General features: G+C 63.7%; 19 protein-coding genes and 1 tRNA gene. 6 read left to right on the top strand and 14 right to left on the bottom strand.

The window, feature by feature from the left end; translation table 11 throughout:
* Positions 1-62 precede the first annotated feature (62 nt).
* The 4 genes from SOQ14_RS08915 to SOQ14_RS08900 all read right to left on the bottom strand — a co-directional run bounded on the left by SOQ14_RS08915 (position 63) and on the right by SOQ14_RS08900 (position 3,937).
* Complete coding sequence (locus SOQ14_RS08915; RefSeq protein WP_322897720.1) at positions 63-2,201, bottom strand: transglycosylase domain-containing protein; 2,139 nt, start codon at positions 2,199-2,201, stop codon at positions 63-65.
* A 109-nt stretch (positions 2,202-2,310) separates the two neighbouring features.
* Entirely contained in the window at positions 2,311-2,718 is a 408-nt protein-coding gene (gene msrB, locus SOQ14_RS08910; RefSeq protein WP_322897719.1) for a peptide-methionine (R)-S-oxide reductase MsrB, read from the bottom strand.
* 104 nt (positions 2,719-2,822) lie between these two features.
* Positions 2,823-3,494, bottom strand: a complete 672-nt coding sequence (locus tag SOQ14_RS08905; protein ID WP_322897718.1) for a glutathione S-transferase family protein — start codon at positions 3,492-3,494, stop codon at positions 2,823-2,825.
* A gap of 62 nt (positions 3,495-3,556) precedes the next feature.
* Positions 3,557-3,937, bottom strand: a complete 381-nt coding sequence (locus SOQ14_RS08900; protein WP_322897717.1) for a hypothetical protein — start codon at positions 3,935-3,937, stop codon at positions 3,557-3,559.
* Between the two features lie 123 nt (positions 3,938-4,060).
* Here SOQ14_RS08900 and SOQ14_RS08895 point away from each other — a divergent pair, with 123 nt between their 5' ends.
* On the top strand, positions 4,061-4,450 hold the full coding sequence (locus SOQ14_RS08895) for a VOC family protein (RefSeq protein WP_322897716.1): 390 nt from the start codon (positions 4,061-4,063) through the stop codon (positions 4,448-4,450).
* A gap of 34 nt (positions 4,451-4,484) precedes the next feature.
* Here the strand turns inward: SOQ14_RS08895 and metW are convergent, their stop codons facing one another.
* Positions 4,485-5,072, bottom strand: a complete 588-nt coding sequence (gene metW / locus SOQ14_RS08890; protein ID WP_322897715.1) for a methionine biosynthesis protein MetW — start codon at positions 5,070-5,072, stop codon at positions 4,485-4,487.
* Entirely contained in the window at positions 5,069-6,166 is a 1,098-nt protein-coding gene (gene metX / locus SOQ14_RS08885; RefSeq protein ID WP_322897873.1) for a homoserine O-acetyltransferase MetX, read from the bottom strand. The genes metW and metX overlap by 4 nt, the downstream gene beginning before the upstream one ends.
* Positions 6,167-6,295: 129 nt before the next feature.
* Here metX and hisC point away from each other — a divergent pair, with 129 nt between their 5' ends.
* Positions 6,296-7,402, top strand: coding sequence for a histidinol-phosphate transaminase (hisC, locus tag SOQ14_RS08880; RefSeq protein WP_322897714.1), 1,107 nt, complete (start codon positions 6,296-6,298; stop codon positions 7,400-7,402).
* Positions 7,399-8,307, top strand: a complete 909-nt coding sequence (locus SOQ14_RS08875) for a prephenate/arogenate dehydrogenase family protein (protein WP_322897713.1) — start codon at positions 7,399-7,401, stop codon at positions 8,305-8,307. Before hisC ends, SOQ14_RS08875 begins: the two co-directional genes overlap by 4 nt.
* A gap of 126 nt (positions 8,308-8,433) precedes the next feature.
* On the opposite strand, the gene SOQ14_RS08870 is transcribed toward SOQ14_RS08875, so the two are convergent.
* The 4 genes from SOQ14_RS08870 to ftsE are packed head-to-tail and all read right to left on the bottom strand — an operon-like array spanning position 8,434 to position 11,349.
* Positions 8,434-9,111 carry a lysophospholipid acyltransferase family protein gene (locus tag SOQ14_RS08870; protein WP_322897712.1) on the bottom strand — a complete coding sequence of 226 codons (678 nt, stop codon included), beginning with the start codon at positions 9,109-9,111 and terminating at the stop codon, positions 8,434-8,436.
* Positions 9,112-9,119: 8 nt separating this feature from the next.
* The gene (locus SOQ14_RS08865; RefSeq protein WP_322897711.1) at positions 9,120-9,650 is read right to left on the bottom strand and encodes a YdcF family protein; all 531 of its coding nucleotides are present in this window, start codon (positions 9,648-9,650) and stop codon (positions 9,120-9,122) included.
* 8 nt (positions 9,651-9,658) lie between these two features.
* Positions 9,659-10,606 carry a cell division protein FtsX gene (locus SOQ14_RS08860; protein ID WP_322897710.1) on the bottom strand — a complete coding sequence of 316 codons (948 nt, stop codon included), beginning with the start codon at positions 10,604-10,606 and terminating at the stop codon, positions 9,659-9,661.
* Positions 10,603-11,349: a cell division ATP-binding protein FtsE gene (gene ftsE / locus SOQ14_RS08855; protein WP_322897709.1), complete on the bottom strand. Its 747-nt coding sequence runs from the start codon at positions 11,347-11,349 to the stop codon at positions 10,603-10,605. The genes SOQ14_RS08860 and ftsE overlap by 4 nt, the downstream gene beginning before the upstream one ends.
* A 203-nt stretch (positions 11,350-11,552) precedes the next feature.
* On the opposite strand from ftsE, the gene SOQ14_RS08850 reads away from it, so the two are divergent.
* Positions 11,553-12,473 (top strand): DUF3426 domain-containing protein, encoded by a 921-nt coding sequence (locus SOQ14_RS08850; RefSeq protein WP_416232744.1) that lies wholly within the window; start codon positions 11,553-11,555, stop codon positions 12,471-12,473.
* A 131-nt stretch (positions 12,474-12,604) separates the two neighbouring features.
* Positions 12,605-12,691 (top strand) — tRNA-Leu (locus tag SOQ14_RS08845).
* Between the two features lie 192 nt (positions 12,692-12,883).
* Here the strand turns inward: SOQ14_RS08845 and SOQ14_RS08840 are convergent.
* Entirely contained in the window at positions 12,884-14,518 is a 1,635-nt protein-coding gene (locus SOQ14_RS08840; protein ID WP_322897707.1) for a recombinase family protein, read from the bottom strand.
* Between the two features lie 328 nt (positions 14,519-14,846).
* Complete coding sequence (locus SOQ14_RS08835; protein WP_322897706.1) at positions 14,847-16,061, bottom strand: glycosyltransferase; 1,215 nt, start codon at positions 16,059-16,061, stop codon at positions 14,847-14,849.
* Positions 16,062-16,520: 459 nt separating this feature from the next.
* On the opposite strand from SOQ14_RS08835, the gene SOQ14_RS08830 reads away from it, so the two are divergent.
* Positions 16,521-17,669, top strand: a complete 1,149-nt coding sequence (locus tag SOQ14_RS08830) for a DegT/DnrJ/EryC1/StrS family aminotransferase (protein ID WP_322897705.1) — start codon at positions 16,521-16,523, stop codon at positions 17,667-17,669.
* A 367-nt stretch (positions 17,670-18,036) separates the two neighbouring features.
* Here SOQ14_RS08830 and SOQ14_RS08825 read toward each other — a convergent pair whose 3' ends face one another.
* Together SOQ14_RS08825 and SOQ14_RS08820 are read right to left on the bottom strand one after the other, a co-directional pair.
* Entirely contained in the window at positions 18,037-19,542 is a 1,506-nt protein-coding gene (locus SOQ14_RS08825) for a helicase HerA domain-containing protein (protein ID WP_322897704.1), read from the bottom strand.
* Between the two features lie 76 nt (positions 19,543-19,618).
* Positions 19,619-21,427, bottom strand: a complete 1,809-nt coding sequence (locus SOQ14_RS08820) for a DEAD/DEAH box helicase (protein WP_322897703.1) — start codon at positions 21,425-21,427, stop codon at positions 19,619-19,621.
* Positions 21,428-21,637 lie beyond the last annotated feature (210 nt).

Below are 21,637 nucleotides of genomic sequence, written 5' to 3'. Positions count from 1 at the left end.
CAAGGCGCCGGGAGCAATCCCGGCGCCTTTTGTTTGGCAGCACGCCACCGGCACGCGTCAGATCAAGGGGGCGTGGGCCCGCCGGTCGCCTGCTGGAGGAATTCATCGCTTGCGGCGGGCGGCGCACGCGGCGGACGGCCTTCATTATAGGGCGGGATCGGCAGCGGGGTGCGCTCCCCATCAGGCAGGAGCGGGCCCTGACCGGGTTGGCGGCGGCCCGGCTCAACCAGATTGCCGTTCTCGTCGATATAGTAATATTCGTCCGGATCGCCGAACAGGGCTTCCTCGTCAGGCTCGGCCAGCCAATCCGGCAGATTGAGCGTGACATCAAATTCCTCGACCGGGCGATCCTTCACCGCATAGCGCATATAGGCAGCAAAGGCCTGCGCCGGTGCGCGCCCGCCTTGCAGGCCCGGAACCGCCTTGGCATCATCGCGGCCCATCCACACGCCGGTGGTAATCCCAGAAGAAAAGCCGACAAACCAGCCATCCTTGTTCGATGAGGTCGTGCCGGTCTTGCCGGCGACCGGCCGCCCGATTTGCGCCGCGCTGCCCGTGCCGGTCTGGACCGCGGCCTGCAACAGATCGGTGATCCCGGCGATCACATAGTCGGGCACCAACTGGCTCTGCGTCGGGGTGGCATGGCGATAGAGCAGCTCCCCGCTGGTGGTCGTCACCTTGCTGATCCCGTAGGGCTCGACGCTCCGGCCCTTTGCGGAGACTGCGGCAAAGGCGCGGGTCATGTCGATCAGGCGCACTTCGGAGGTTCCCAGCACCATCGAAGGCAGGGTGTTCACCTGCGAGGTAATGCCGAAACGACGCGCCATCGCCGCCACGGTGCCAAAGCCGACTTCGTTGCCGAGCTGGGCTGCCACGGTGTTGATCGAAAAGGCGAAGGCCGCGCGCAGGGTGGTCTCGCCAACGTTGCGCCCATTGGCGTTGCGCGGGCTCCACCCGTTGATGGTCACGGGTTCATCAACCACGGTGTCTTCGGGCACATAGCCCGCCTCAAGTGCGGCGAGGTAAACGAACAGCTTCCACGCCGAGCCCGGCTGGCGTTGGGCACTGGTGGCACGGTTGTAATTGCTGGCGACGTAATCACGTCCGCCGACCAGCGCGAGCACCGCCCCATCGCGATCCATGCTGACCAGCGCGCCTTGTGCCGCGCCCGGCGTGTTGGATTCAATCGCCGCCGTCGCTGCCCGCTGCATCCCGATATCAAGCGTGGTCCACACTTCGATCGGCTCCGCCGTCTCGGGCAGGAACAGATCAAGCTGCGGCAGCACCCAATCGGTGAAATAGCGCACCGAATTCTGCCCGCTTTGCTGTTTCAGCTGCACCGCGCTGATATCGACCTGCGCCTGATCGGCCGAGATATAGCCCTGTTCCTGCATCAGCCGCAGCACCACAGTGGCGCGGTCAACCGCGGCCTGGACATCGGCGGTCGGCGAATAGCGGCTGGGTGCCTTCACAAGGCCAGCGATGATCGCCGCCTCCCCGATGCTCAGCTCGGTCGCGGGGTGGCTGAAGAATTTGCGCGAGGCGGAATCAATGCCGTAGGCGCCGCCGCCGAAATAGACCTTATTGAGATAGAGCTCGAGGATCTGTTCCTTGGAAAACTTCCATTCAAGCGCCAGCGCCAGCAAGGCTTCGCGCGCCTTGCGATCGAGGTTCCGGTTGGAGTTGAGAAAGATGTTGCGCGCCAATTGCTGCGTGATCGAGGACGTCGCGCCAATCCGCTCACCTTTGGTGAAGCTCTGGATGACCGCCGCGGCCGTGCGGTAGAAGTCGATGCCGAAATGCGAATAGAAGCGCTTGTCCTCAACCGCGACCATCGCATTCTTCATGCTGTCGGGGATTTCCTCGAAGCGCAGCCATTCGCCGTAGCTTGGCCCGATCTCGACGATTTCCGTGCCGTCGCGCGCGCGCACCACAATCGTCTGCGCGGTCTGGATCGCCTGCAATTCCGAATAGCCGGGCAGCGAATTGGCGGCCAGCACAACGGCAATCAGCAGGCTGACGAGGCCGACACCGCCAATCCCTGCGCCCCACACCAGCGCGCGGCGCAACCATCCGCCGAAGCGTGACGGCGGCTTGCCCGGCCCGCGCGGGCCGTTGTGCACCCGCGCCTCGCGCTCGGCCGCCGCACGCCGCGCGCCGCGCTGGCCCTTGTTCTGCAATGAGGCACCCCGTTTCGACATGCGCTGGTTCAGTTCCGCGTACGGTTGAGCAAGGGCAGCGCGGTGCACTGGCGCATGCTAACCGCAGCTGAACCAGCAGCGGTGCGAAAGCCCTGTCGCGTCGTCATCCCTAGTCTTCTGCCGGGTGGAACAGCAGGGCAGCCGAATTGATGCAATAGCGCAGGCCGCCGCGATCCGGCGGACCATCGGGAAAGACATGGCCAAGGTGGCTATCGCACTTGCCGCAGCGCACTTCGGTGCGGATCATGCCATAGCTGACATCGCGGTGTTCATCGATGGTACCGTCGCTGGCCGGCGCGGTGAAAGCAGGCCAGCCGCAGCCCGAATTATACTTGGCGGTGCTGAAGAACAGCACCGTGCCGCAAGCCGCGCAGCTATATTCGCCTTCGTCGAAATGCTTGTCATATTCGCCAGTGAAGGCGCGTTCCGTGCCGGCTTCGCGCAGCACATGATATTGCATCGGGGTGAGCCGCTCGCGCCACTCGGCATCGCTGATGCTGCGGGGATCCTCGGTCATAATCTATCCTCTCTGGCGGCCACTATATCGGTTCATCGAAGATGAACTGCAAGGCCGACCGGCCGCCCGCAGCGACGCGCCCGAAGGGCGGGTGAGTGAGGATGTTAGCCATCAAGCAGCGCGTAATGCGGCGGCGGCTTGATCACGTCCATGCGTTCGGCCAGCAGCGGACGGAAGCTCGGGCGGCTCTTGAACACGGCATACCAGCCGCGCGATTGTTCATGCCCTGCCCAGTCGATCCCGCCGAGATAATCCGCCACCGAAATCTGCGCAGCCGCCGCCAGATCGGCCATGCTCATGGTGGAACCCGCCACCCACGGACGGTTGTCGATCAGCCAGTCGAGATAATCGAGATGCCCGTGGGCAAGCTTCATCGCTTCGCGCAGCACCCGGCTATCGGGCGGCTGCCGCAGCACGAGGCGCTTTTTCATCCGCTCCGACAACAGCGGCGCGGTGACATCGGCGTAGAAATTCTCATCAAACAGCGCGACCAGACGGCGGATCTCGGCACGCTGGGCCGCCGTGCCATTGATCATCGGTGCGTGATCGACGGTTTCCTCGAAATATTCGGCAATCGCGCGGCTATCGGCGAGCACGAGGCTTTTCTGCTCGTTCACCACCACCGGGGTGCGCCCCGCCGGATTGAGATTGAAGAACAGATCCGTGGCTGCCCACGGGTCTTCCCGGCGCAGTTCATAGGGAATGTTCTTCTCGCTCATCAGCAAACGGATCTTGCGCGAGAAGGGACATAGCGGGAATTGATAGAGCAGCCACATGACACCCGGTGCTCTGCCCTATTTCACGGGGCGAATCCAGCGGGTGGGCATAGCTTGGCGGTTTATAACCCGGCCGCCTGCTTGATGCTGAGGCAGGCGGGCATCATCGCCGCGATCCGGGCATCGCCTGCGGCCTGCAAACGCTCGCTTTCGCGGGCGACCATGCCCTGCACCGCCGGGCGATCAAGCCCGCGTGCATCCATCAACTGGGCGATGGCCTGCACGAAAAACTCGCGGGCGCCGCTGGTGGCCATATCGGGCCAGGCCTGTCCGCGCGCCTCACCCGCTTTCTGCCATTGGCCGACGAGCGCAAAAGCAATCGCGCAGCTCGGCGCGGTCGCCTCGGTGACGGGCAATTGCGCAAGGTCGGTGATCGGCGGCGCAGCGACAGAAGCCTGCGCCAGAAAGGCCGGGGCAAGCGCGGTGAGAAGAGCAGCGGGCATAGGCCCTTCTATGCCTTGAAAGCTGAACGCTTGCCTAGCGCAAAACGCCGCTCAAATCACGATTGCCGCGCACACCGATCCGTCCTAATCTGAAACCTGTCTGATGAGAGGAGACGCGATTTCATGTTCAGTCACATTATGGTCGGCACCAATGATTTCGACCGCGCCAAGGCGTTCTACGACAGCGTGCTGGCGACGCTCGGCGTGAAACCGGGGATGGTCAACGTGGCGGCTACGGGCCACAAGCGCGCGTTCTGGATGCACGCCGGCGGGATGTTCGGCATCAGCGAGCCGATCAACAATGAGCCGGCAACGGCCTCGAATGGTTCGACCATCGGCTTTGCCTGCGACAGCCTCGAACAGGTCAAGGCGTTCCATGATGCCGCGGTCGCTGCGGGTGGCACCTCGATCGAAGACGCGCCGGGGCCGCGCACGGGCGCGATGGGCACGCTCAACCTTGGCTATGTCCGCGATCTCGACGGGCACAAGCTGTGCATGCTGCACCGCGCGTGATTTGTCTTCGGGTTCACTGACGTGAACGGCAGACCTAACGGCTGAGTTCAAACACCGCAAACTCGGCGCGCCAGTTCGCCGCTGGCGCGCCGATCTGTTTCTCGTTCGAGAAAAACCATGCCCGTTCGATCCGCGCGCCCTTGGACCGCGCGAGATCGCGGAAATCCTCGACCGTGACATGGTGGATGTTCTGCGTTTCGTACCAGCTCACCGGCAAGGCGCGCGTCACCGGCATCCGCCCGCCGAACATCAGCGCCCCGCGCGTGCGCCAGTGGGCGAAATTGGGAAAGCTTACAAACGCCCGCCGCCCGACGCGCAGCAACTCATCAAGCATCAGATCGGGCCGGGTCGCGGTTTGCAGCGTCTGGCTGAGGATCGCGTAGTCGAACGCCTTGTCGGGATAATCGGCAAGATCGCTGTTGGCATCGCCCTGCACCACGCTGAGACCCCTTGCAACGCAGCGTTCGACCAGCGCGGCATCAAGTTCCATGCCGCGCGCATCGCAGCCGCTGGCGCTTTCCAGCTCGGCCATCAACGCCCCGTCCCCGCAGCCGATATCGAGCACGCGGCTACCCGGCGCGATATTGGCGGCAATCGCGGCAAGATCAGGCCGCAAGGTCATGCTAGGAACCCTTCCACCACGCGATCAAGCTGATCATGCTCAAGCAGGAAGCTGTCATGACCATTGGGCGCGGAAAGCTCGACAAAGCTGACCTTGGCCCCGGCCGCATTGAGCGCGTGGACGACATGGCGGCTTTCTGCGGTGGGATAGAGCCAATCGGTATCGAAGCTGACGATGCAGAAGCGCGCCTGCGTGCCCGCGAAGGCATCGGCCAGCTTGCCGCCATGCTCTTCGGCGATATCGAAATAATCCATCGCACGGGTGATATAGAGGTACGAGTTGGCATCGAACCGGCGGGTGAAGCCGCTGCCCTGATAGCGCAGATAGCTTTCCACTTGGAAATCGGCGTCGAAGCCGAAGCTTTTCGCCTCGCGGTCCTGCAAGCGCCGCCCGAATTTCTCGGTGAGGCCCGCTTCGGACAGATAGGTGATGTGCGCGGCCATGCGCGCCACGGCGAGGCCATTATCGGGCTTGGCCTCGCGCGTGTAGTAATCACCCTCGGCCCAGGCGGGATCGGCCATGATCGCCTGCCGCCCCACTTCGTGAAAGGCGATGTTCTGCGCCGAATGGCGCGCGGTCGAGGCGATCACGAGCACCCGCGCGGCACGCTCAGGCCAGTTGGCGGCAAGACTCAGCGCCTGCATCCCGCCCATCGATCCGCCAACCACGGCGTGAAGCTGGTCAATCCCCAACCCATCGAGCAGCGCGACCAATCCGCGCACCATGTCGCGGATGGTGATGACCGGAAAGCGCATCGCGTAAGGTGCACCGTCGCTCGCCAGCGATGCCGGGCCGCTCGATCCCATGCAGCTCCCGATGACATTGGCGCAGACCACGAAAAAGCGGTTGGTGTCGATCGGCTTGCCGGGGCCGACCATCCGTTCCCACCAGCCGGGCTTGCCAGTGATGGGATGCGCGCTCGCGAGATATTGGTCGCCGGTCAGTGCATGGCACACCAGCACCGCGTTGCCCTTGTCGGGCGCCAGCGTGCCATAGGTGCAATAGGCGATCTCCGCCGCCTCCAACATCTGCCCGCTATCCAGCGGCAGGGGTTGGGGAATGCGATAGACCGGAGAAGCGGGGGCGGCGTTCATGATCGAAATGCGAAAGCCGAAAAACAGCCCTTCGACAAGCTTGGGACGAGCCGCTAGGGGGATTTTTTGCATTCCCCTTCATGACGGACTTGCCCCAGCACTGTCTTTTCTTCAGGCCGCCCAACCATCATGACCGCGCTTACACCCCAGCCCAAGCCCTATATCCTCGGGATTCATGCCTATCAGCCGGGCAAATCCAAGTCGGCGACGGGCAAGCCGCTGATCAAGCTTTCGGCGAATGAAAACCCGCTGGGCACAAGCACGCAGGCGCTTGCCGCGCTGGCGGCCGTGCGCGCGGAAGCGGCAACCTATCCCGATCCCGATTCGCTGGCGCTGCGCGAAAAGATCGCTGCGGTGCACGAGCTCGATCCCGCGCTGGTGGTGTGCGGGACAGGATCGGACGAGCTGCTCAACCTTGCCGCGCAGGGCTTTGCAGGCGCAGGCGATGAGGTGCTGTTCTCGCGCCATTCCTTCGCAGTCTATGACATTGCGGCGCGGCGCTGCGGCGCCACCCCGGTGGAAGCGCCCGACACGGCCTTTACCGCCGATGTCGATGCGCTGCTCGCCGCTGTCACCCCGCGCACCCGCGTGGTGTTTCTCGCCAATCCGAACAATCCGACCGGCTCGTGGCTGCCCCCGGCCGAAGTGGCGCGGCTCCATGCCGGCCTGCCGCAGGATGTGCTGCTGGTGGTGGATGAAGCCTATGGCGAATATGTCGCGCCCGAATACCAGACCGCTGCGCTGGCACTCGCCGCGCGCCATGGCAACGTGCTGGTGACGCGCACGTTCTCGAAGATCTACGGCCTCGCCGCCGAACGCATTGGCTGGGCCACCGGCGCTGCGCCGCTGATCGATGTGCTTAACCGCATCCGCGGGCCGTTCAATGTGACGGCGAGCGGGCAAGCCGCTGCGCTGGCCGCGCTCGGCGATCAGGCTTTCGTCACCGCCAGCCGCGAACATAATGCCCGCGAAAGGGCGCGGCTTGCCGAAGCGGTGACGATGCTCGGCAATCATGGCCTGTCCTTCGTGCCGAGCGAGGCCAATTTCCTGCTGGTGCTGTTCGAGGGGCGTGTCACCGCCGCCGCTGCGCTCGAAGCGCTGGGCGAGGAAGGCTATGCCGTGCGCCATCTGCCCTCGCAGGGCCTGCCCCATGCGCTGCGCATCACCATCGGCAAGTCCGACGACATGAGCCGCGTGATCGCCTGCCTCAAGCGGCTGTGCGGGGAGGCGGCATGACGATCCGCCGCGTTGCGATTATCGGGCTCGGCCTGCTCGGCGGGTCGATCGGGCTGGCGGTGAAAGCCCGCAGCCCGCAGATCGTGACCACCGGCTATGATCGCTCCGCAGCCGTGCGGGCCGAAGCTGCCGCACGTGGGCTTGTCGGCACGGTACATGATACGCCCGAAGCCGCGGTCAAAGGGGCTGATCTTGTCATCCTGTGCGTGCCGGTGGGCGCGATGGAAGACGCCGCGCGCGCGATTGCGCCGGGCCTCAAAGCCGATGCCATCATCAGCGATGTCGGCTCGTCGAAGCAGGCGGTCGCCGAAGCGCTCGCCCGCGCGCTGCCCGGCCACACCATCATTCCCGCGCACCCCGTCGCCGGGACCGAGCAAAGCGGGCCGCAGGCGGGCTTTGCCACGCTGTTTGCCGGGCGCTGGTGCATCATCACGCCGCCCGAAGGGGCCGATGCCGCCGCGGTCGAGACGCTGGCTGACTTCTGGCGCGCGCTCGGATCGAAGATCGAGCTGATGGATGCAAGCCACCACGATCTCGTGCTTGCTGTCACCAGCCACATCCCGCACCTCATCGCCTACACCATCGTGGGCACGGCGAGCGATCTCGAGGATGTGACCGAGAGCGAAGTCATCAAATATTCGGCCGGGGGCTTCCGCGATTTCACCCGCATCGCGGCGTCCGATCCGGTGATGTGGCGCGATGTGTTCCTGACAAACAAGACCGCGGTGCTCGAAATGCTCGGGCGCTTCACCGAGGATCTCACTGCGCTGCAACGCGCGATCCGTTCGGGCGACGGGGATACCCTGTTCGATCTGTTCACCCGCACCCGCGCGATCCGGCGGCAGGTGATCGAGCAAGGGCAGGATGACGAGCGCCCCGATTTCGGGCGCGAGCACGGGACTTAGACTTGCGTTTATGGTTGATCCCGGCCGCGCAGCGGCCGCAAGCGCGACCGCGCACCGCGGCTTATGCCGCGAAAGCCAAGGCGGACGGACGTCCGCCGCCCGGCGCTTGAGGGCATAAGCAAAAAATCAATTCAACGCGTTGATCGCGGCGTGCACGCGCGCTTCGATCTCCTCGCGCGGGAGGCCCGCCGGGATCGTCTCCCCAACCTTATAAGTGATCTGGCCGCGCCGTTTGAGCACCCGCTGATAGGTCGGCCCGCTGTTCACCGCGATCGGCACCACCGGCAGGCCGAGCAGCTTGTACAGCCCGGCAAAGCCCGCTTGCAGCGGCGGGCGGGTGCCGTGGGCGACGCGGGTGCCTTCGGGAAAAATCACCAGCGGACGCCCAGCAGCCACGCGGTCTTTCGCGCTGGCAATCATCGCGCGCAGGGCCCGCGCGCCTTGGTCACGGGCAACCGGCACCAGCCCATAGACCCGCGCCGAATAGCCCCAGCCCGGAATCCGGAACAATTCCTGCTTCGCGAACACCGCTGGGAAGCCAAACAGGCGCGGGGTATCGATCGCCTCGAAAAAGCTCTCATGCTTGACCGCGATCAGCACCGGCTCGTCCGGGATGGTGCCTTCCTGCACCACGTCAATGCCAAGCAGCTTGCGCACGCACCACAAGTGCCAGCGGCCCCAGGTGCCGACAATCGGGCGCAGCCAGGCCCGCCGCGCCAGCACCGCCACGACCGAGGCGAGCACCAAACAGGCGCTCCCCCCGTAGAACAGGGGGTAAAAGGCAAGATTGCGCAGGAAGGTCACGACCTGCCTCAGTAGCCCGCAAGCCCGGCCGCCCGGCTGGCGAGCAACTTGTTATATTCGAGCAGCAGCACGGCGAAATTGCCTTCGGTGCGCACCGCATCGCGGATTACGGTGACATGCGGCGGCAAAGCGCGATCAAGCTCGCCCGCGGCGCGGCGCATGTGCCAGTCGCTGGTAACAAGCCGCAGTGAGGTGATCTCGTTCTGGGCCACCCACTTGGCGGTTTCCGAGGCATTCGAACGCGTATCGACCGCGCTGAAGCCAAGCGTGACGCAGCATTCCATCCGGGCCGGTGCGACATCGAATTCAGCCGCGAATTCCGCGGCGCGCACTTCGGGATCGACGCCGCTCACCAGCAAGCGTTCGGCGAGACCATCATCAAGCACTTCCAGCCCGCGCGCGATCCGCCCCGCCCCGCCGGTCGGCACGATCACCGCATCGCTGCGCTCGGCCCCGGCAGGCCCGGGCAGGGCGACAACGAACCACAGGAAGCCCGCGGCCCAGCCGAGAAACAGGAATGCCACAATGCGCCGGATCATATCCGGCCCTAGAGCATGGCTTTGAGGGCCAAGGCAATGGTTATCCGCGCCGTCACCAGCGCCAGCAGCACCCCGGCGAGCGGAACCGCCACCAGCACCAGCCAATCGACCGGCGCGAGCCCACCCCCTGCCACCAGCCCGCTGCCAAGCGCGGCGAAGGGTTGGCCGAGCAGCCACACCGCCGCGCCGCCGAGCGCCGTGCCCAGCACCGCCCCGAACACCGCCTCGCGCAGCACCGCCCGGGTGAAGATATCCGTGATCTGGCGATCAGTGCCGCCCAGCAGATGCACGATCTCGACCGTCTCGCGGTTGGTGGTGAAGGCATTGCGCGCCGCCAGCCACACCGCTGCCATGGTGGCAAGCGCCACCAGCACAATCAGCGCCAGCGCGAGATATTGCAGCGCAGCCAGCGCGTCATGCACCGGGCGCAGCCACTGGCTTTGCGCATCGACCCTGAGGCCCTTGCCGGCGTCCTCGAGCACGGCTTCGACCTGGGCGATCTCCGCCGGACTGGCTTGCCGGGTCAGCTCGACGTCGATCAAGGCCGGGATCGGCACATCCGCGCTCGCAACGCCGGCGCCCAGCCAAGGTTCGAGCAAGGCGGCGAGTTCGGCCTCCGGCACGATCCGCACCGATTGCACCAGCGGCGCATCCGCCAAGCGTGCGGCGACAGCGCGCGCGCGGGCCGCGCGCACCTCGGCATCGGGTTCGATGATCTGGACGCTCACCGCCGCCGCAAGATCGGCGCGCGCGGCGGTGGTAAGGTTGCGCAGTGCCAGCCCCCCCGCCGCCGCGATCAACACCAGTGCGATGAGGATCGCGATCACCCACGGCATCGCGCCCGCAAGGCGCGGCTGCGATAGCAGATTGGCGCGACGCGCCGGGCGCAGCAAGCGCGCGGGGGCGTCCTCCTCTTCCTCTTCCTCGTCCAACGCGGAAAAGCCGGGACTGATCATCCTTCCGCCTCATTCGCCACGCGCGGCGCTGCCGGGCGCGGCGGATAGCGCAAAACGCCGGTCGGATCGGACAATTGCCCCCTATGCAGCCGCAGGATCAGCGAATCCGGCACTTTCTTGAGCAAGTGCACATCATGGGTCGCTACCACCACGGTCGTGCCGACCCGGTGGTTGAGCGCTTCGAACAAGCGCAGCAGCTTGAGCGCCATCTCCGGATCGACATTCCCGGTCGGCTCATCAGCGATCAGCATCCGCGGGCGGGCAATCACCGCACGGGCAATCGCCACGCGCTGCTGTTCCCCGCCCGACATGGAGTCCGGAATGGCATGGGCGCGGTGCGCCAGCCCGACCCATTCGAGCAATTCGGACACGGCCTTCATCACCTTGCCCTCACCCGCCCCCGACAGGCGCAGCGGCAGCGCGACATTGTCGAAGGCCGAAAGGTGCGGCACCAGCCGGAAGTTCTGGAACACCACCCCCAATTGCCGCCGCACCAGCGGCAGGCGGTCGCGCGGCATGGTGATCAGGTCCTGCCCGAACATCCGGATACCCCCGCGGGTCGGACGCTGGGCGAGATAAAGCAGTTTGAGCAAGCTGGTCTTGCCAGCCCCGCTGGCGCCGGTGAGGAAGTAGAAACTGCCGGGATAGAGCGTGAAACTGATATTGCTCAAAACCTCGGGATCGCTGCCATAACGCAGGCCGACATTGTCCAGTTTAACGATTTCGCCCGGCCGCTCAATCATGCGCTTGCCCCACAACTGGACAGGGATTGGGCGAAGATGCCGCACTCTGCAAGCGCTGCCCATGCCGTTCAGCGTCTGCCAATGTGGAAAAAGGTGGCGAATTGGCAACGATCCGGCCCCGCGCTCTTGTTTCTGACGAATCGAAGCATCATGCATAAGGCGCAATGATCATCGCCTGCCCAGCTTGCGGAACACGCTATGCAGTGCCCGATACGGCCATCGGGTTGGAAGGCCGCACGGTGCGGTGTGCCAAATGCAAACATAGCTGGTTTCAGGAACCGGCTGAGAGCGCCATAGCCACCGCGCGGGACGAGCAGGTTGCCGCACCCGAACCGGCTCCGGTTGCTGTCCCGCCAGCGCCGCCGACACCGGCAGCAAACACTGCTCCGCAATCTGTGGAAGCGACGGTATCACCGGCAGAGGCACCCGAACCAGCCCCGGCGCCCGCGGCGGTCCCCGAACCTTCGATCAGCCACTGGCGCAGTGATGATGTCGAATTCGCATCCGAAAGCGATGCAGTCTCCTCTGCCGTACGTGCGCTCCGCCGCGGCCGCACAGAAGCTGTCACAAGCGATGATCCGCCCGTCGCCGCCGCCAGCGCAGCCGAGCAGATGGCGTCGCCCGTCGCCGAGGCGAGCGAAGACGAGCCCCCAGAAGAATACTCCCAGTTCGGATACAGCGCGCCCTTCAGCCGCCGCCGGGTCACCGGCAAGGTCTGGACGCTCGCCGCCGCGATCTTTGCCTTGCTCGCGACCGGCACGATCGTCGTCGCCAATTATTACGGCCTGCCTGATTGGGCGCCCTTTACCCGGCCGACCTTCGGCATGGGCAAGCCGGGGCTTGAGCTCAATTTCCCGCCTGAACAGAACCGCAGCGAAACCCTCGACAATGGCGAAACCATTTTCCGCGTGCGCGGCACCATCAACAACACGGCGCGCGAGACGCTTGCCGTGCCCAATCTGTTGATCGTTTTTCGCGACGAGCGTGATCGGCAGGTGGCCAATTGGGTGGTCAGCCCGGCCAAGGCAGAACTGGCCCCGGGCGAAAGCCTTAATGTCACCGAAGCGATCGCCGATATCCCGCCCGCAGCGGTCTTCGCCGAGATCGGCTGGTCCCCCAAGTAAGGCCTGTTCGCAAGAACGCTGCGCGCCGGGGCATTATCCTTCGTCAAACCGCTTGCGCATGGTTCGTGTGCTTGCTAGGGGCGCGCTCCTACCGCGGGGACTGGCCTTTGGCTGCCCCGGCAAACCCGAGTGCGGTCGTGGCGGAACTGGTAGACGCGCAACGTTGAGGTCGTTGTGGGCGAAAGCCCGTGGAAGTTCGAGTCTTCTCGACCGCACCAAACAGTCTCTCCCGAAATCGTGATTTTGCCTTCGGGCATGGACGGTGCCGGAAACGGCGCAGTTCTGCGGCATTCCGGCGTCGACTGAAGCCCAGCCTGTGCCAGAGCACGCAAAGAGAGCCGGTTCATCCGGCTTCTTTCTCTCCATATCTCTGTCCGGAAAAAACTGACCGCAAGTGCGGCCGGGCTGCATCAGCCAACGAACCCGAGCATCCGTTCCTGCGCATGCCAGCAGAAGGGAAGGTCGGCGTCGAGTAGCCGCTTGCGATCGAGCCGCACAGGCTGCCTTCCGTCGATGATCGCTTCGATGAGGCGCGGGCTGAGCCATGACAGCCGGAACAGCTTGCCAAGCCGGGTGCGGCAGCGGCCCTCGCGCTTGCCGAGCTGGTTGAGACTGAGCTCAGGCGAAGCCAGTACCAGCGCCCGAACCTCCATAGCCTCAGCGATCAGACTGACCAGCTTGCGATCAATCTGATCAGTGGCAGCGGCGGTGTCGATGCGCAGCTTTGCCTCGCGGAACGGCTTGCGCTCGGGAAGTGGCAGTTCGAGCGGCGCCTCGCCGATCAACCCGAGCGCTACCAGGTTGGTGCTGATGTGCAAGTTGCTCGTCCCAAACGCAACGCTGGCAATCAACGCCCGGACGGTCTCGTCGCGGGTCGCAGGATGCTGCAATTCCAATCTGCGCAGCCTTGCCGCCTCGAAGAGCGCGGTAAGCTGGCTCGCTTCCTCCAGATCGGTCAGTCGCCGCAGCACATGCTCATCGTCGAGAAGGGAGGTCAGATAGCTGACGAGGTGCCGCTCGATACTGGACTGCGCGATGCGGGTCGAAGCAGCGGCGCCCGGCTTCGCTGCAAAGTCCTTCCTGGTCTCGTAGTAGGCGTAGCGGCGCGTTCCCCTCTTGGTGTAGGTCGGGACCATCTGCCTGCCCTCGGAATCGATCAGCAGACCACGCAGCATCGCCTCCTGCGGATCGTTGGTCTTGCGCTTGCGTGGCGGTGCTTTCTCCTGCAGCCGCGCCTGCACCGCATCCCAGAGCGTCTCGTCAACGATGGGCTCATGCTCGCCATCGTAGACCTTGCCCTTGTGCACGATCTTGCCGCGATAGATCGGGTTGGCAAGCAGGTGGAACAGGCTGCCCCGCCGGAAGGGAATGCCACCTCTGTGCGGTCCGCTGGTGCGGTGCTGGACCTTGGTTCTGAGGCCTTCCGCCTCGAGGTGAGCAATCAGCTGGTTGGCCGAGTTTGATGCGATGTAGCGCCGCATGATCGCGCGCACCCGTTCGGCCTCCTCGGGGACCGGCACCAGCTTGCGCTCGATCACCTGATACCCAAGCGGGACCGGTCCGCCCATCCACAGCCCCTTCTTCTTCGAGGCAGCGATCTTGTCGCGGATGCGCTCGCCGGTGACCTCGCGCTCGAACTGGGCAAAGCTGAGCAGGACGTTGAGCGTGAGCCGCCCCATGCTGGTGGTGGTGTTGAATGCCTGCGTGACGCTGACGAAGCTGGCCTGCCTCGCATCGAGCCGCTCGACGATCTTCGCGAAGTCGGCAAGGCTGCGCGTCAGCCGGTCGACCTTGTAGACCACGATCACATCCAAGAGGCCGTCATCGATGTCAGCGAGCAGCGCCTTGAGACCGGGCCGCTCCATGTTGCCGCCCGAGAACCCGCCGTCATCATAATGGTTCGGAACCAGCGACCAGCCTTCGTGCCGCTGGCTCAGGATATATGCTTCGCAGGCCTCGCGCTGAGCATCGAGGCTGTTGAACTCCTGCTCAAGGCCATCCTCGGTCGACTTGCGGGTGTAGACCGCACAGCGCAGCGGCTTCATGCGCCGTCTCCGGTGAGGCCGAAGAACGCGGGGCCGTTACGATGGCTGCCTGTAATGGCTTTGGCGATGGCGGTGAGTGCCCTTCTGCTTCCGGGGCGGCGCTTTCTCTTGCAGCCGCGTTTGCACCGCGTTCCACAGCTGATCGTCGACGATGATCGCTCTGAGTTTGCTTTTTTGGGGGGGATGAAGCGACCGGCTTGGCCAAATTCGAGGCACTGCACGTGGACCGCAAGGGTCCCTCGTTCGCAGCTCTCTGCCATACCATCAATGACGCACAGATCGCCTCCTCAGAGCGACGCTCCAGCAAGGCTGGGTGATTTGCGCTAGATCAAACCCAAACAGACGCACCTTGGTGCCGGCTACGCTCCCTGAAGTGCTCGACCCTGCGCGCAAAAGTGTTTTCAAAACAGTGCTCTATGGAAAATGAGCGCCCGATCTGTGCGGCTTTGGCGAGGCGGTTGCGATCCTTGTGTAAATCCGCAATCACATGTGCCAGTGCTTTGGGATCTCCCATAGGGGCAAGGAAGCCGCTTCCCGAGAGTTCGGCGACACCCTTAAAAGCCTCATTATGGTAGCCAGCAATCGGTACTCCGCATGCCATGACCTCGGTGTAAGTGCTCGAAGGATCACCCTGCATGTGGCAGCATACGAATAAATCTGCTGCTTGCTTCAAAAATGGGACCCAGCCTTCTTCGAAGTCGATCGGCGGACAAATCGAAACCTGATCTTCGAGCGCATAGCGGGAGATCGCCGCGCGAAGTTTGCCCTCCTCTGGGCCAGCGCCGAAGATCGATAATTCAAACGGGACGCCAAATTGTCGAAGGTGGCGCGCAACTTCCGGGAGATGCAGGACACCCTTCATTGGGACAAACCTTCCGCCGAAGACTAGCCGTAGCGGCATTCCTGCCCTGATCTCATCGGCTTTTTGAGCAAGTCTTTCAGAAGCAATGACGTCAGATTTCTTCACCCGGTTGTCAAAAAAGAGAAGCGCGTCCGAACATAATTCGCGATAATTTCTATATGTAGGAACGCCATTGCATTGCAGACCCGCAGAGATGCCAATTAGGTACCGACGCAGGCGCTCTGCTTGCCAAGCCCAAAGCTTCCTGCGGAGTTTCAGAATGGAGTTCGCCCCGCTTGCGTCTATGATCTGCCACTCGGTTCGCAGAGTGTACTCGGAAACCTGGATCACAGGCACGCCAATGCGATTGCAGAGTTCCGTCGTTGCGACCTCGAATGGGGAAAGGAAGCTGACAACCACGGACGCTGATGCAAGACGCCGGGCAAGCGCTTCAGGATCGCGTGGTCGCAACTCAACGTTGTGTCCCCTTATGTCGCCAGTCACTTCTACCTGATCGAAATCAGTGGACGCCGAGGGGGAGACATCGAATAGACTGTTGACCGATCCAGGCCAAGACTTGGCGAACTCCGCGGCTCCGTTCAGGTATTTTTGGGTGACAATCAAACGCCCAGATATGGCCTGGTTCGCTTTCAGGACAGGCAACAAGATCAGCTCATTCGCCTTTGACCCTGTGAAAGACATGGAATGAAGCCAACCTCTCTAGCAAGCGGACCAAATCACTAAGATCAATTGCGAAACCGTTTTGCGCAGGCTCTTCGATCAGGACCGTTCATTGCAGTCCCAACCTAATCGGCAGATTTCTTGTATGGCGCAGTGGCACGGCCTGGCGGTTTGAAGTGGGGAAACGCTTAGTGATTACATGCTATGAATTACAGGCGAAAGATAGTTGCCTTCGATGCTGATCACCAATGGGTTGTCGAAGAGATGTCGGGCGACGACACGACCCTAGGCTCACGAGAAGCTTTATCGGCGTCCGTCGCTGCCCAACTCGATAATCAATGGCCTTTTTCCACGCACCTTACGCAGCCAATTGCTTAAGCCGCGCGATTGCGCAAAGTGACCGCATTTCGTTAACCCCAGCTTGGGTAAAATTGAGTGTCGAGTCTTAACTTACCCCTGGATCGGGCCGGAAGGAATGGGATGTCTTTCAGCGATTTAATCCATCTGGATCCGCCTCCAGTTGCCTCCGTTCCCGTGACTCGCCCGTCTTTGCCGCCATTGGAGGATCTGCTCCCTTATCTTCAAGACATATGGTCTTCCGGACAACTCACAAACGGGGGGTTTTATGTCAATCGACTGGAAGAGGAGCTTAAGGTTTATCTCGACGTGCCAAATGTCAGCCTTGTGACAAACTGCACGCTCGGGATACTCTTGGCTCTACGAGCCTTGGGCATAACGGGTGAGGTGATCACTTCACCCTACACATTCGTCGGATCGGCCAACGCGATTGTCTTAGCGGGTGCGACCCCCGTATTTGCCGACATCGACCCAATGACCTTGAACCTCTCTCCGAAGGCTGTCGCCGAGCAGATAACGGAACGAACGCAAGCGATCCTGGCGGTGCACTGCTACGGGATCCCGTGCGACGTCGAAGCACTGCAAGCGATCGCTGACCGCCACAGCATCCCACTGATTTATGATGCGGCGCACTGCTTTGGAGTTAAGGTCGGGGGCCGGTCTATTCTCGACTACGGAACTTGCTCAATCATCAGTTTCCACGCCACAAAGGTCTTCAACACGTTTGAGGGCGGAGCCGTTTTTTCATCGAACCCTCAACTCAATCAAGCCATTAGGCGTCTTGCCAATAATGGCATCATCGACGAAGAAAAAGTCAATGATGTAGGTCTGAATGCCAAAATGAGTGAGTTGCGTGCAGCAATTGGCTTGGCACAGTTGCCTTATGTGTCAGATGAGATTGCGAAACGTCTGACGTTGGTCGATGCGTATTTAGAGGGATTGTCAGGCGTTCGTGGATTGCGCTTTATCCAACCGCCGCCAAATGTTGCGCACAATGGATATATGTTCCCCATTATTGTCGAAGCGGAATATCCGATAACGCGCGACATGTTGTACGAAAACCTGAAGAAAAACGGGATTTCCGCCAGAAGATATTTTTATCCGATCGTTACTGACTTTCCTCCATTCGCGGACGCCCCTTCCGCAGGTCTTGAAGCATTAGCCGTGGCGCGTCGCGCCGCGAAAAGCGTCCTTTGCCTGCCTCTTTTCCCCAGCCTCGATTCCGCCGTCCAGAAGCACATCATTGAAATCGTGCGCAACCCTCTGCGCTAGCACTCATTTTGCCAGATTTCTTTGGATCATTTTCCACCATTGTCTATGGCAGTGGCCGAAGCAAATCAAAGCAAATCGGCACAACATCGGAATGCTGCAAAGGCAGAAGTAAAGCGAAAGACCGGTGCGCTTACTGGCACCGCGCTTCTGCCCCGCATCATCGCGCACCTTCCCTTCAACAGGCCGTCTATCTGCACCTCGTCTCGTTCAGGGGGTGAATAGCATTTTAAATATTATTTTCAATGGCTTGAGTGCCCATTCTTGCCCTCTTATGCGCACCAAATGGTCTCTCCCGAAAATCAGAAATCGCCTTCGGGTACAACAGCCCGTGAACAGGCCGACGCCCGCCTGCGTATGACGCGGGAAATCAGGCGACTTTTGCGGCGGCCGCGCGCCCCGGAACGCCCGGCACGGTGATGCGGCGTTCGCCGCCAAATTCCTCGCGCACCACAATCAGCCCGCTGCGTTCGAGATGATCGAGCATGCGGCGCACGCGGCTGGGCGAGGCACTGCCATAAATGCGTGCGAGCGCATCCTCATCGGGCATGGGCTCACCAAGCGAGGCAGCCACAAGCATCGCGAGATAGGGCGCGAGCACATCATCCGCGATGCCATCAATCATCTGTTCGACCGATGCCCGCGCAGGCGCATCCAGACGATCGAGCCCGCCCACGGCACAGGCGAACAGGCGGCGGAACCGGGCGATGTCGATATGCGCGCTGGCGATGCCGCGCTGGCGGCAGCGGATCGCGAAATCGCGGAACAGTTGGGCGGCGGGCGTGAAGGTCGCGCCATCCTCGGCGGCGAGCATCCGCACCACATCATCAACAGTCGCGTCGCCGTCAGAATCGGCGGATTGAGGCAGCACTTCAACCTTTGGTGCAGGCACGTCCACCCGCGTTTCGGAAGGCGCCACCAGCGGGGCCGCGGGCGCGGCGGAAAGCGCGCGCTCAATCTCGGCGGCGGGGCGCGGCGACGGGGCAGGACGAAGCGGCAGCGCGGGCTCGCTCGCCGCCTCGGCTAGCCGGTCGGTCAGGAGCGCTTCCATTGCCTCGCCTGCCGCATCGGGCAGCGGCACCAGCATTTGCGCCGCGCGGCGCGCCGCGGTGCGAACCGGGCCGACATGAACCGCCACGGGGCGGCGGCTGATCGCAGGGCCGAGCCCGAGGAACTGGCCGCGTTGCAGATCGCGGATACGTTCGGCCTGCCGCCGGTCCATGCCGAGCAGATCGGCGGCGCGCTGCATGTCGATATCGAGGAAGGTGCGCCCCATCAGGAAATTGGAGGCTTCCGCCGCGACATTCTTGGCCAGTTTGGCGAGGCGCTGGGTGGCGACGATCCCGGCAAGCCCACGCTTGCGCCCGCGGCACATCAGGTTGGTCATCGCCGAAAGGGTGAGCCGCCGGGTATCATCGCTGATCTCGCCCGCCACCGCCGGCGCGAACATCTGCGCTTCGTCCACCACCACCAGCGCGGGATACCAATGCTCACGCGGAGCATCGAACAGGGCGGTGAGGAACAGGGCGGCGCAGCGGATCTGCTGTTCAACCTCAAGCTCATCAAGCGCCAACACCACCGAGGCGCGGTGCTGGCGAACCCGCAGGGCCAAGGCCTCAATCTCGCGCGGCGCATAGGCCGCGCCATCAATCACCACATGGCCGAAATGATCGGCGAGGGTCACGAAGTCGCCCTCGGGATCGATCACCACCTGCTGGACGGTGCCGGCGCATTCCTCAAGCAGGCGGCGCAGCAGGTGCGATTTGCCCGATCCCGAATTGCCCTGCACCAGCAGACGCGTGGCAAGCAGCTCCTCGAGATCAATCGCGAGGCTCTGCCCGCTCGCGTCGCGGCCGATGTCGATGGGTGCACTCACCCGACCGGATTAGGCAGCCGCCGCGCTGGCGCAAAGCCAGCCCGCGAAGTTTTCCAGCGATTCGAACGCGCGCGCCTCAGGGCTGCTTGCGCTTGTGCGGCTTCTTGGCGTGAGGGCGGCCTGCGGGCTTGCCGCCCGCAGGCGCGGCCGAGGCCGGGCGCGGGTGCGGCTTCTTGCCGAACTTGCGCGCCACCGGCTTGGCTTTGACGAAGCCATTATCCGGGGTGCTGCGCGACGGGCGACGCTGGCGATTGTTGCGGGCCACTTCGCGCAGGCCTGCCTCGGAGCGTTCGATCACCAGCGCGGCTTCATCGCTTTCGGCCTCGCCGGTGCGCGCGGCAGCGGCAGCGAACTTGTCGGCAATGGCGCGCGGGATCTGGAACCAGGTCTCTTCCTGGGCAATGCGGATCGCGCCGATTTCGTTGCGGGTGATGTGACCACGGCGGCACAGCAGCGGCAGGATCCAGCGCGGATCGGCATTGTCGCTACGGCCAATATCCATGCGGAACCACACCGTGTCCTCGAACCCGGGACGGTGACGGTCCTTCTGCGCGTCAGCGCGGGCTTGCGGCGTGTTGGCAATGAGGTCTTCGGGCTCGGGCAGGCTGGCGCGGTGCGCATGCACCAGCATCGCCGCGATGTCTTCGGGCGAACGCTCGGCCAGCAGATGCAGTGCGAGCGCCCGGTCTGCTTCCTCAATCTCGACCGGAGCAAGCAGCCTTTCCAGCAGCCGCGCCCGATCGCGCGCACCGATAGCCTCGCGGTCGGGCACATCCTGCCATTCGGCGGCGATCCGCGCCCGGCCCAGCATCGCCTCAACCCGGCGGCGCGCCGAGAAGGGCACGATCAGCACGGCCACGCCCTTGCGCCCCGCGCGTCCGGTGCGCCCCGAACGGTGCTGCAGGGTTTCGGCATCGCGCGGAATTTCGACATGCACCACAAGGCTGAGCGTCGGCAGATCTATGCCGCGCGCGGCGACATCGGTCGCCACACACACCCGCGCCCGCCCGTCGCGCAAGGCCTGCAACGCCTGATTGCGCTCGGACTGCGAATGCTCGCCCGAAAGCGCGACCACGGCAAAGCCGCGCTCCTGCAAGGTGGCATGGAGATGCCGCACCTTTTCGCGCGTGGCGCAGAACAGGATGGCGGTTTCGGCCTCATGGAAACGCAGCAGATTGACCACCGCGTTCTCGATCTCGGTCGGAGACACGGTGACCGCCTGATAGGCAATATCGCCATGCCCGCGCCCTTCGCTGATCGTCGCGATGCGCAAGGCATCATGCTGATACCGCCGGGCAAGCGCTTCGATCGGGCGCGGCATGGTGGCCGAGAACAGCAGCGTGCGGCGCCCTTGCGGGGTGGCATCGAGGATCGCTTCGAGCTCTTCGCGGAAACCCATGTCGAGCATCTCGTCGGCTTCATCGAGCACAGCCACGGCCAGCGCCGAGAGATCGAGCGCGCCGCGTTCGAAATGATCGCGCAGGCGCCCCGGCGTGCCGACCACAATGGCCGGGCCGGAGGCAAGCACCTTGCGCTCCGCCGAAGGGTTCATCCCGCCGACGCAGGTCGCTACGCGCGCGCCGGTGCGGCCATAGAGCCAGGCGAGTTCGCGGCTCACCTGCAAGGCGAGTTCGCGCGTCGGGGTGATGACCAGCGCCAGCGGGGCCGGCGCAAAGCCGATGCGGCCATCGCCATCGAGCAGATCGCCCGCCATCGCGAGGCCGAAGGCGACGGTCTTGCCCGAACCGGTCTGCGCCGAGACGACAAGGTCGCGCCCCGCTGCTTCGGGGCGGAGCACTTCGGCCTGCACCGGGGTGGCGCTGCTATAGCCGCGTTCGGCAAGCGCCGCTTCGATGGCGGCGGGAAGGGTGGGAAAGGTCGTCATATCAGAAAGCTCGAATCATGGGGTTTGCGGCGCATGCCTGCGAAGGTCACGCAGCAATGTGCAGGGAAAGGCTGGAAGGGCGGTCAAAGGCGGAAGCGGAGACAATGTCAGCGCGCATCCCGCAGGGTTCGCGCGGCCCTTAGCGCAATTTGGCGCGCACGGCTTGCGAAAACTTTGCGAGGTTTACGGGATGACCGGAAAGGGCGCCGC

Source organism: Erythrobacter epiphyticus (assembly GCF_034653295.1).
Classification (GTDB): Bacteria; Pseudomonadota; Alphaproteobacteria; order Sphingomonadales; family Sphingomonadaceae; genus Erythrobacter.
This window is presented reverse-complemented; position numbering and strand designations above follow the sequence as displayed.

Coding starts and splice junctions, on each gene's coding strand:
- SOQ14_RS08915 (WP_322897720.1), bottom strand. CDS start 2,201: ATGTCGAAACGGGGTGCCTCATTGCAGAACAAGGGCCAGCGCGGCGCG.
- msrB (WP_322897719.1), bottom strand. CDS start 2,718: ATGACCGAGGATCCCCGCAGCATCAGCGATGCCGAGTGGCGCGAGCGG.
- SOQ14_RS08905 (WP_322897718.1), bottom strand. CDS start 3,494: ATGTGGCTGCTCTATCAATTCCCGCTATGTCCCTTCTCGCGCAAGATC.
- SOQ14_RS08900 (WP_322897717.1), bottom strand. CDS start 3,937: ATGCCCGCTGCTCTTCTCACCGCGCTTGCCCCGGCCTTTCTGGCGCAG.
- SOQ14_RS08895 (WP_322897716.1), top strand. CDS start 4,061: ATGTTCAGTCACATTATGGTCGGCACCAATGATTTCGACCGCGCCAAG.
- metW (WP_322897715.1), bottom strand. CDS start 5,072: ATGACCTTGCGGCCTGATCTTGCCGCGATTGCCGCCAATATCGCGCCG.
- metX (WP_322897873.1), bottom strand. CDS start 6,166: ATGAACGCCGCCCCCGCTTCTCCGGTCTATCGCATTCCCCAACCCCTG.
- hisC (WP_322897714.1), top strand. CDS start 6,296: ATGACCGCGCTTACACCCCAGCCCAAGCCCTATATCCTCGGGATTCAT.
- SOQ14_RS08875 (WP_322897713.1), top strand. CDS start 7,399: ATGACGATCCGCCGCGTTGCGATTATCGGGCTCGGCCTGCTCGGCGGG.
- SOQ14_RS08865 (WP_322897711.1), bottom strand. CDS start 9,650: ATGATCCGGCGCATTGTGGCATTCCTGTTTCTCGGCTGGGCCGCGGGC.
- SOQ14_RS08860 (WP_322897710.1), bottom strand. CDS start 10,606: ATGATCAGTCCCGGCTTTTCCGCGTTGGACGAGGAAGAGGAAGAGGAG.
- ftsE (WP_322897709.1), bottom strand. CDS start 11,349: ATGATTGAGCGGCCGGGCGAAATCGTTAAACTGGACAATGTCGGCCTG.
- SOQ14_RS08840 (WP_322897707.1), bottom strand. CDS start 14,518: ATGAAGCCGCTGCGCTGTGCGGTCTACACCCGCAAGTCGACCGAGGAT.
- SOQ14_RS08835 (WP_322897706.1), bottom strand. CDS start 16,061: ATGTCTTTCACAGGGTCAAAGGCGAATGAGCTGATCTTGTTGCCTGTC.
- SOQ14_RS08830 (WP_322897705.1), top strand. CDS start 16,521: ATGTCTTTCAGCGATTTAATCCATCTGGATCCGCCTCCAGTTGCCTCC.
- SOQ14_RS08820 (WP_322897703.1), bottom strand. CDS start 21,427: ATGACGACCTTTCCCACCCTTCCCGCCGCCATCGAAGCGGCGCTTGCC.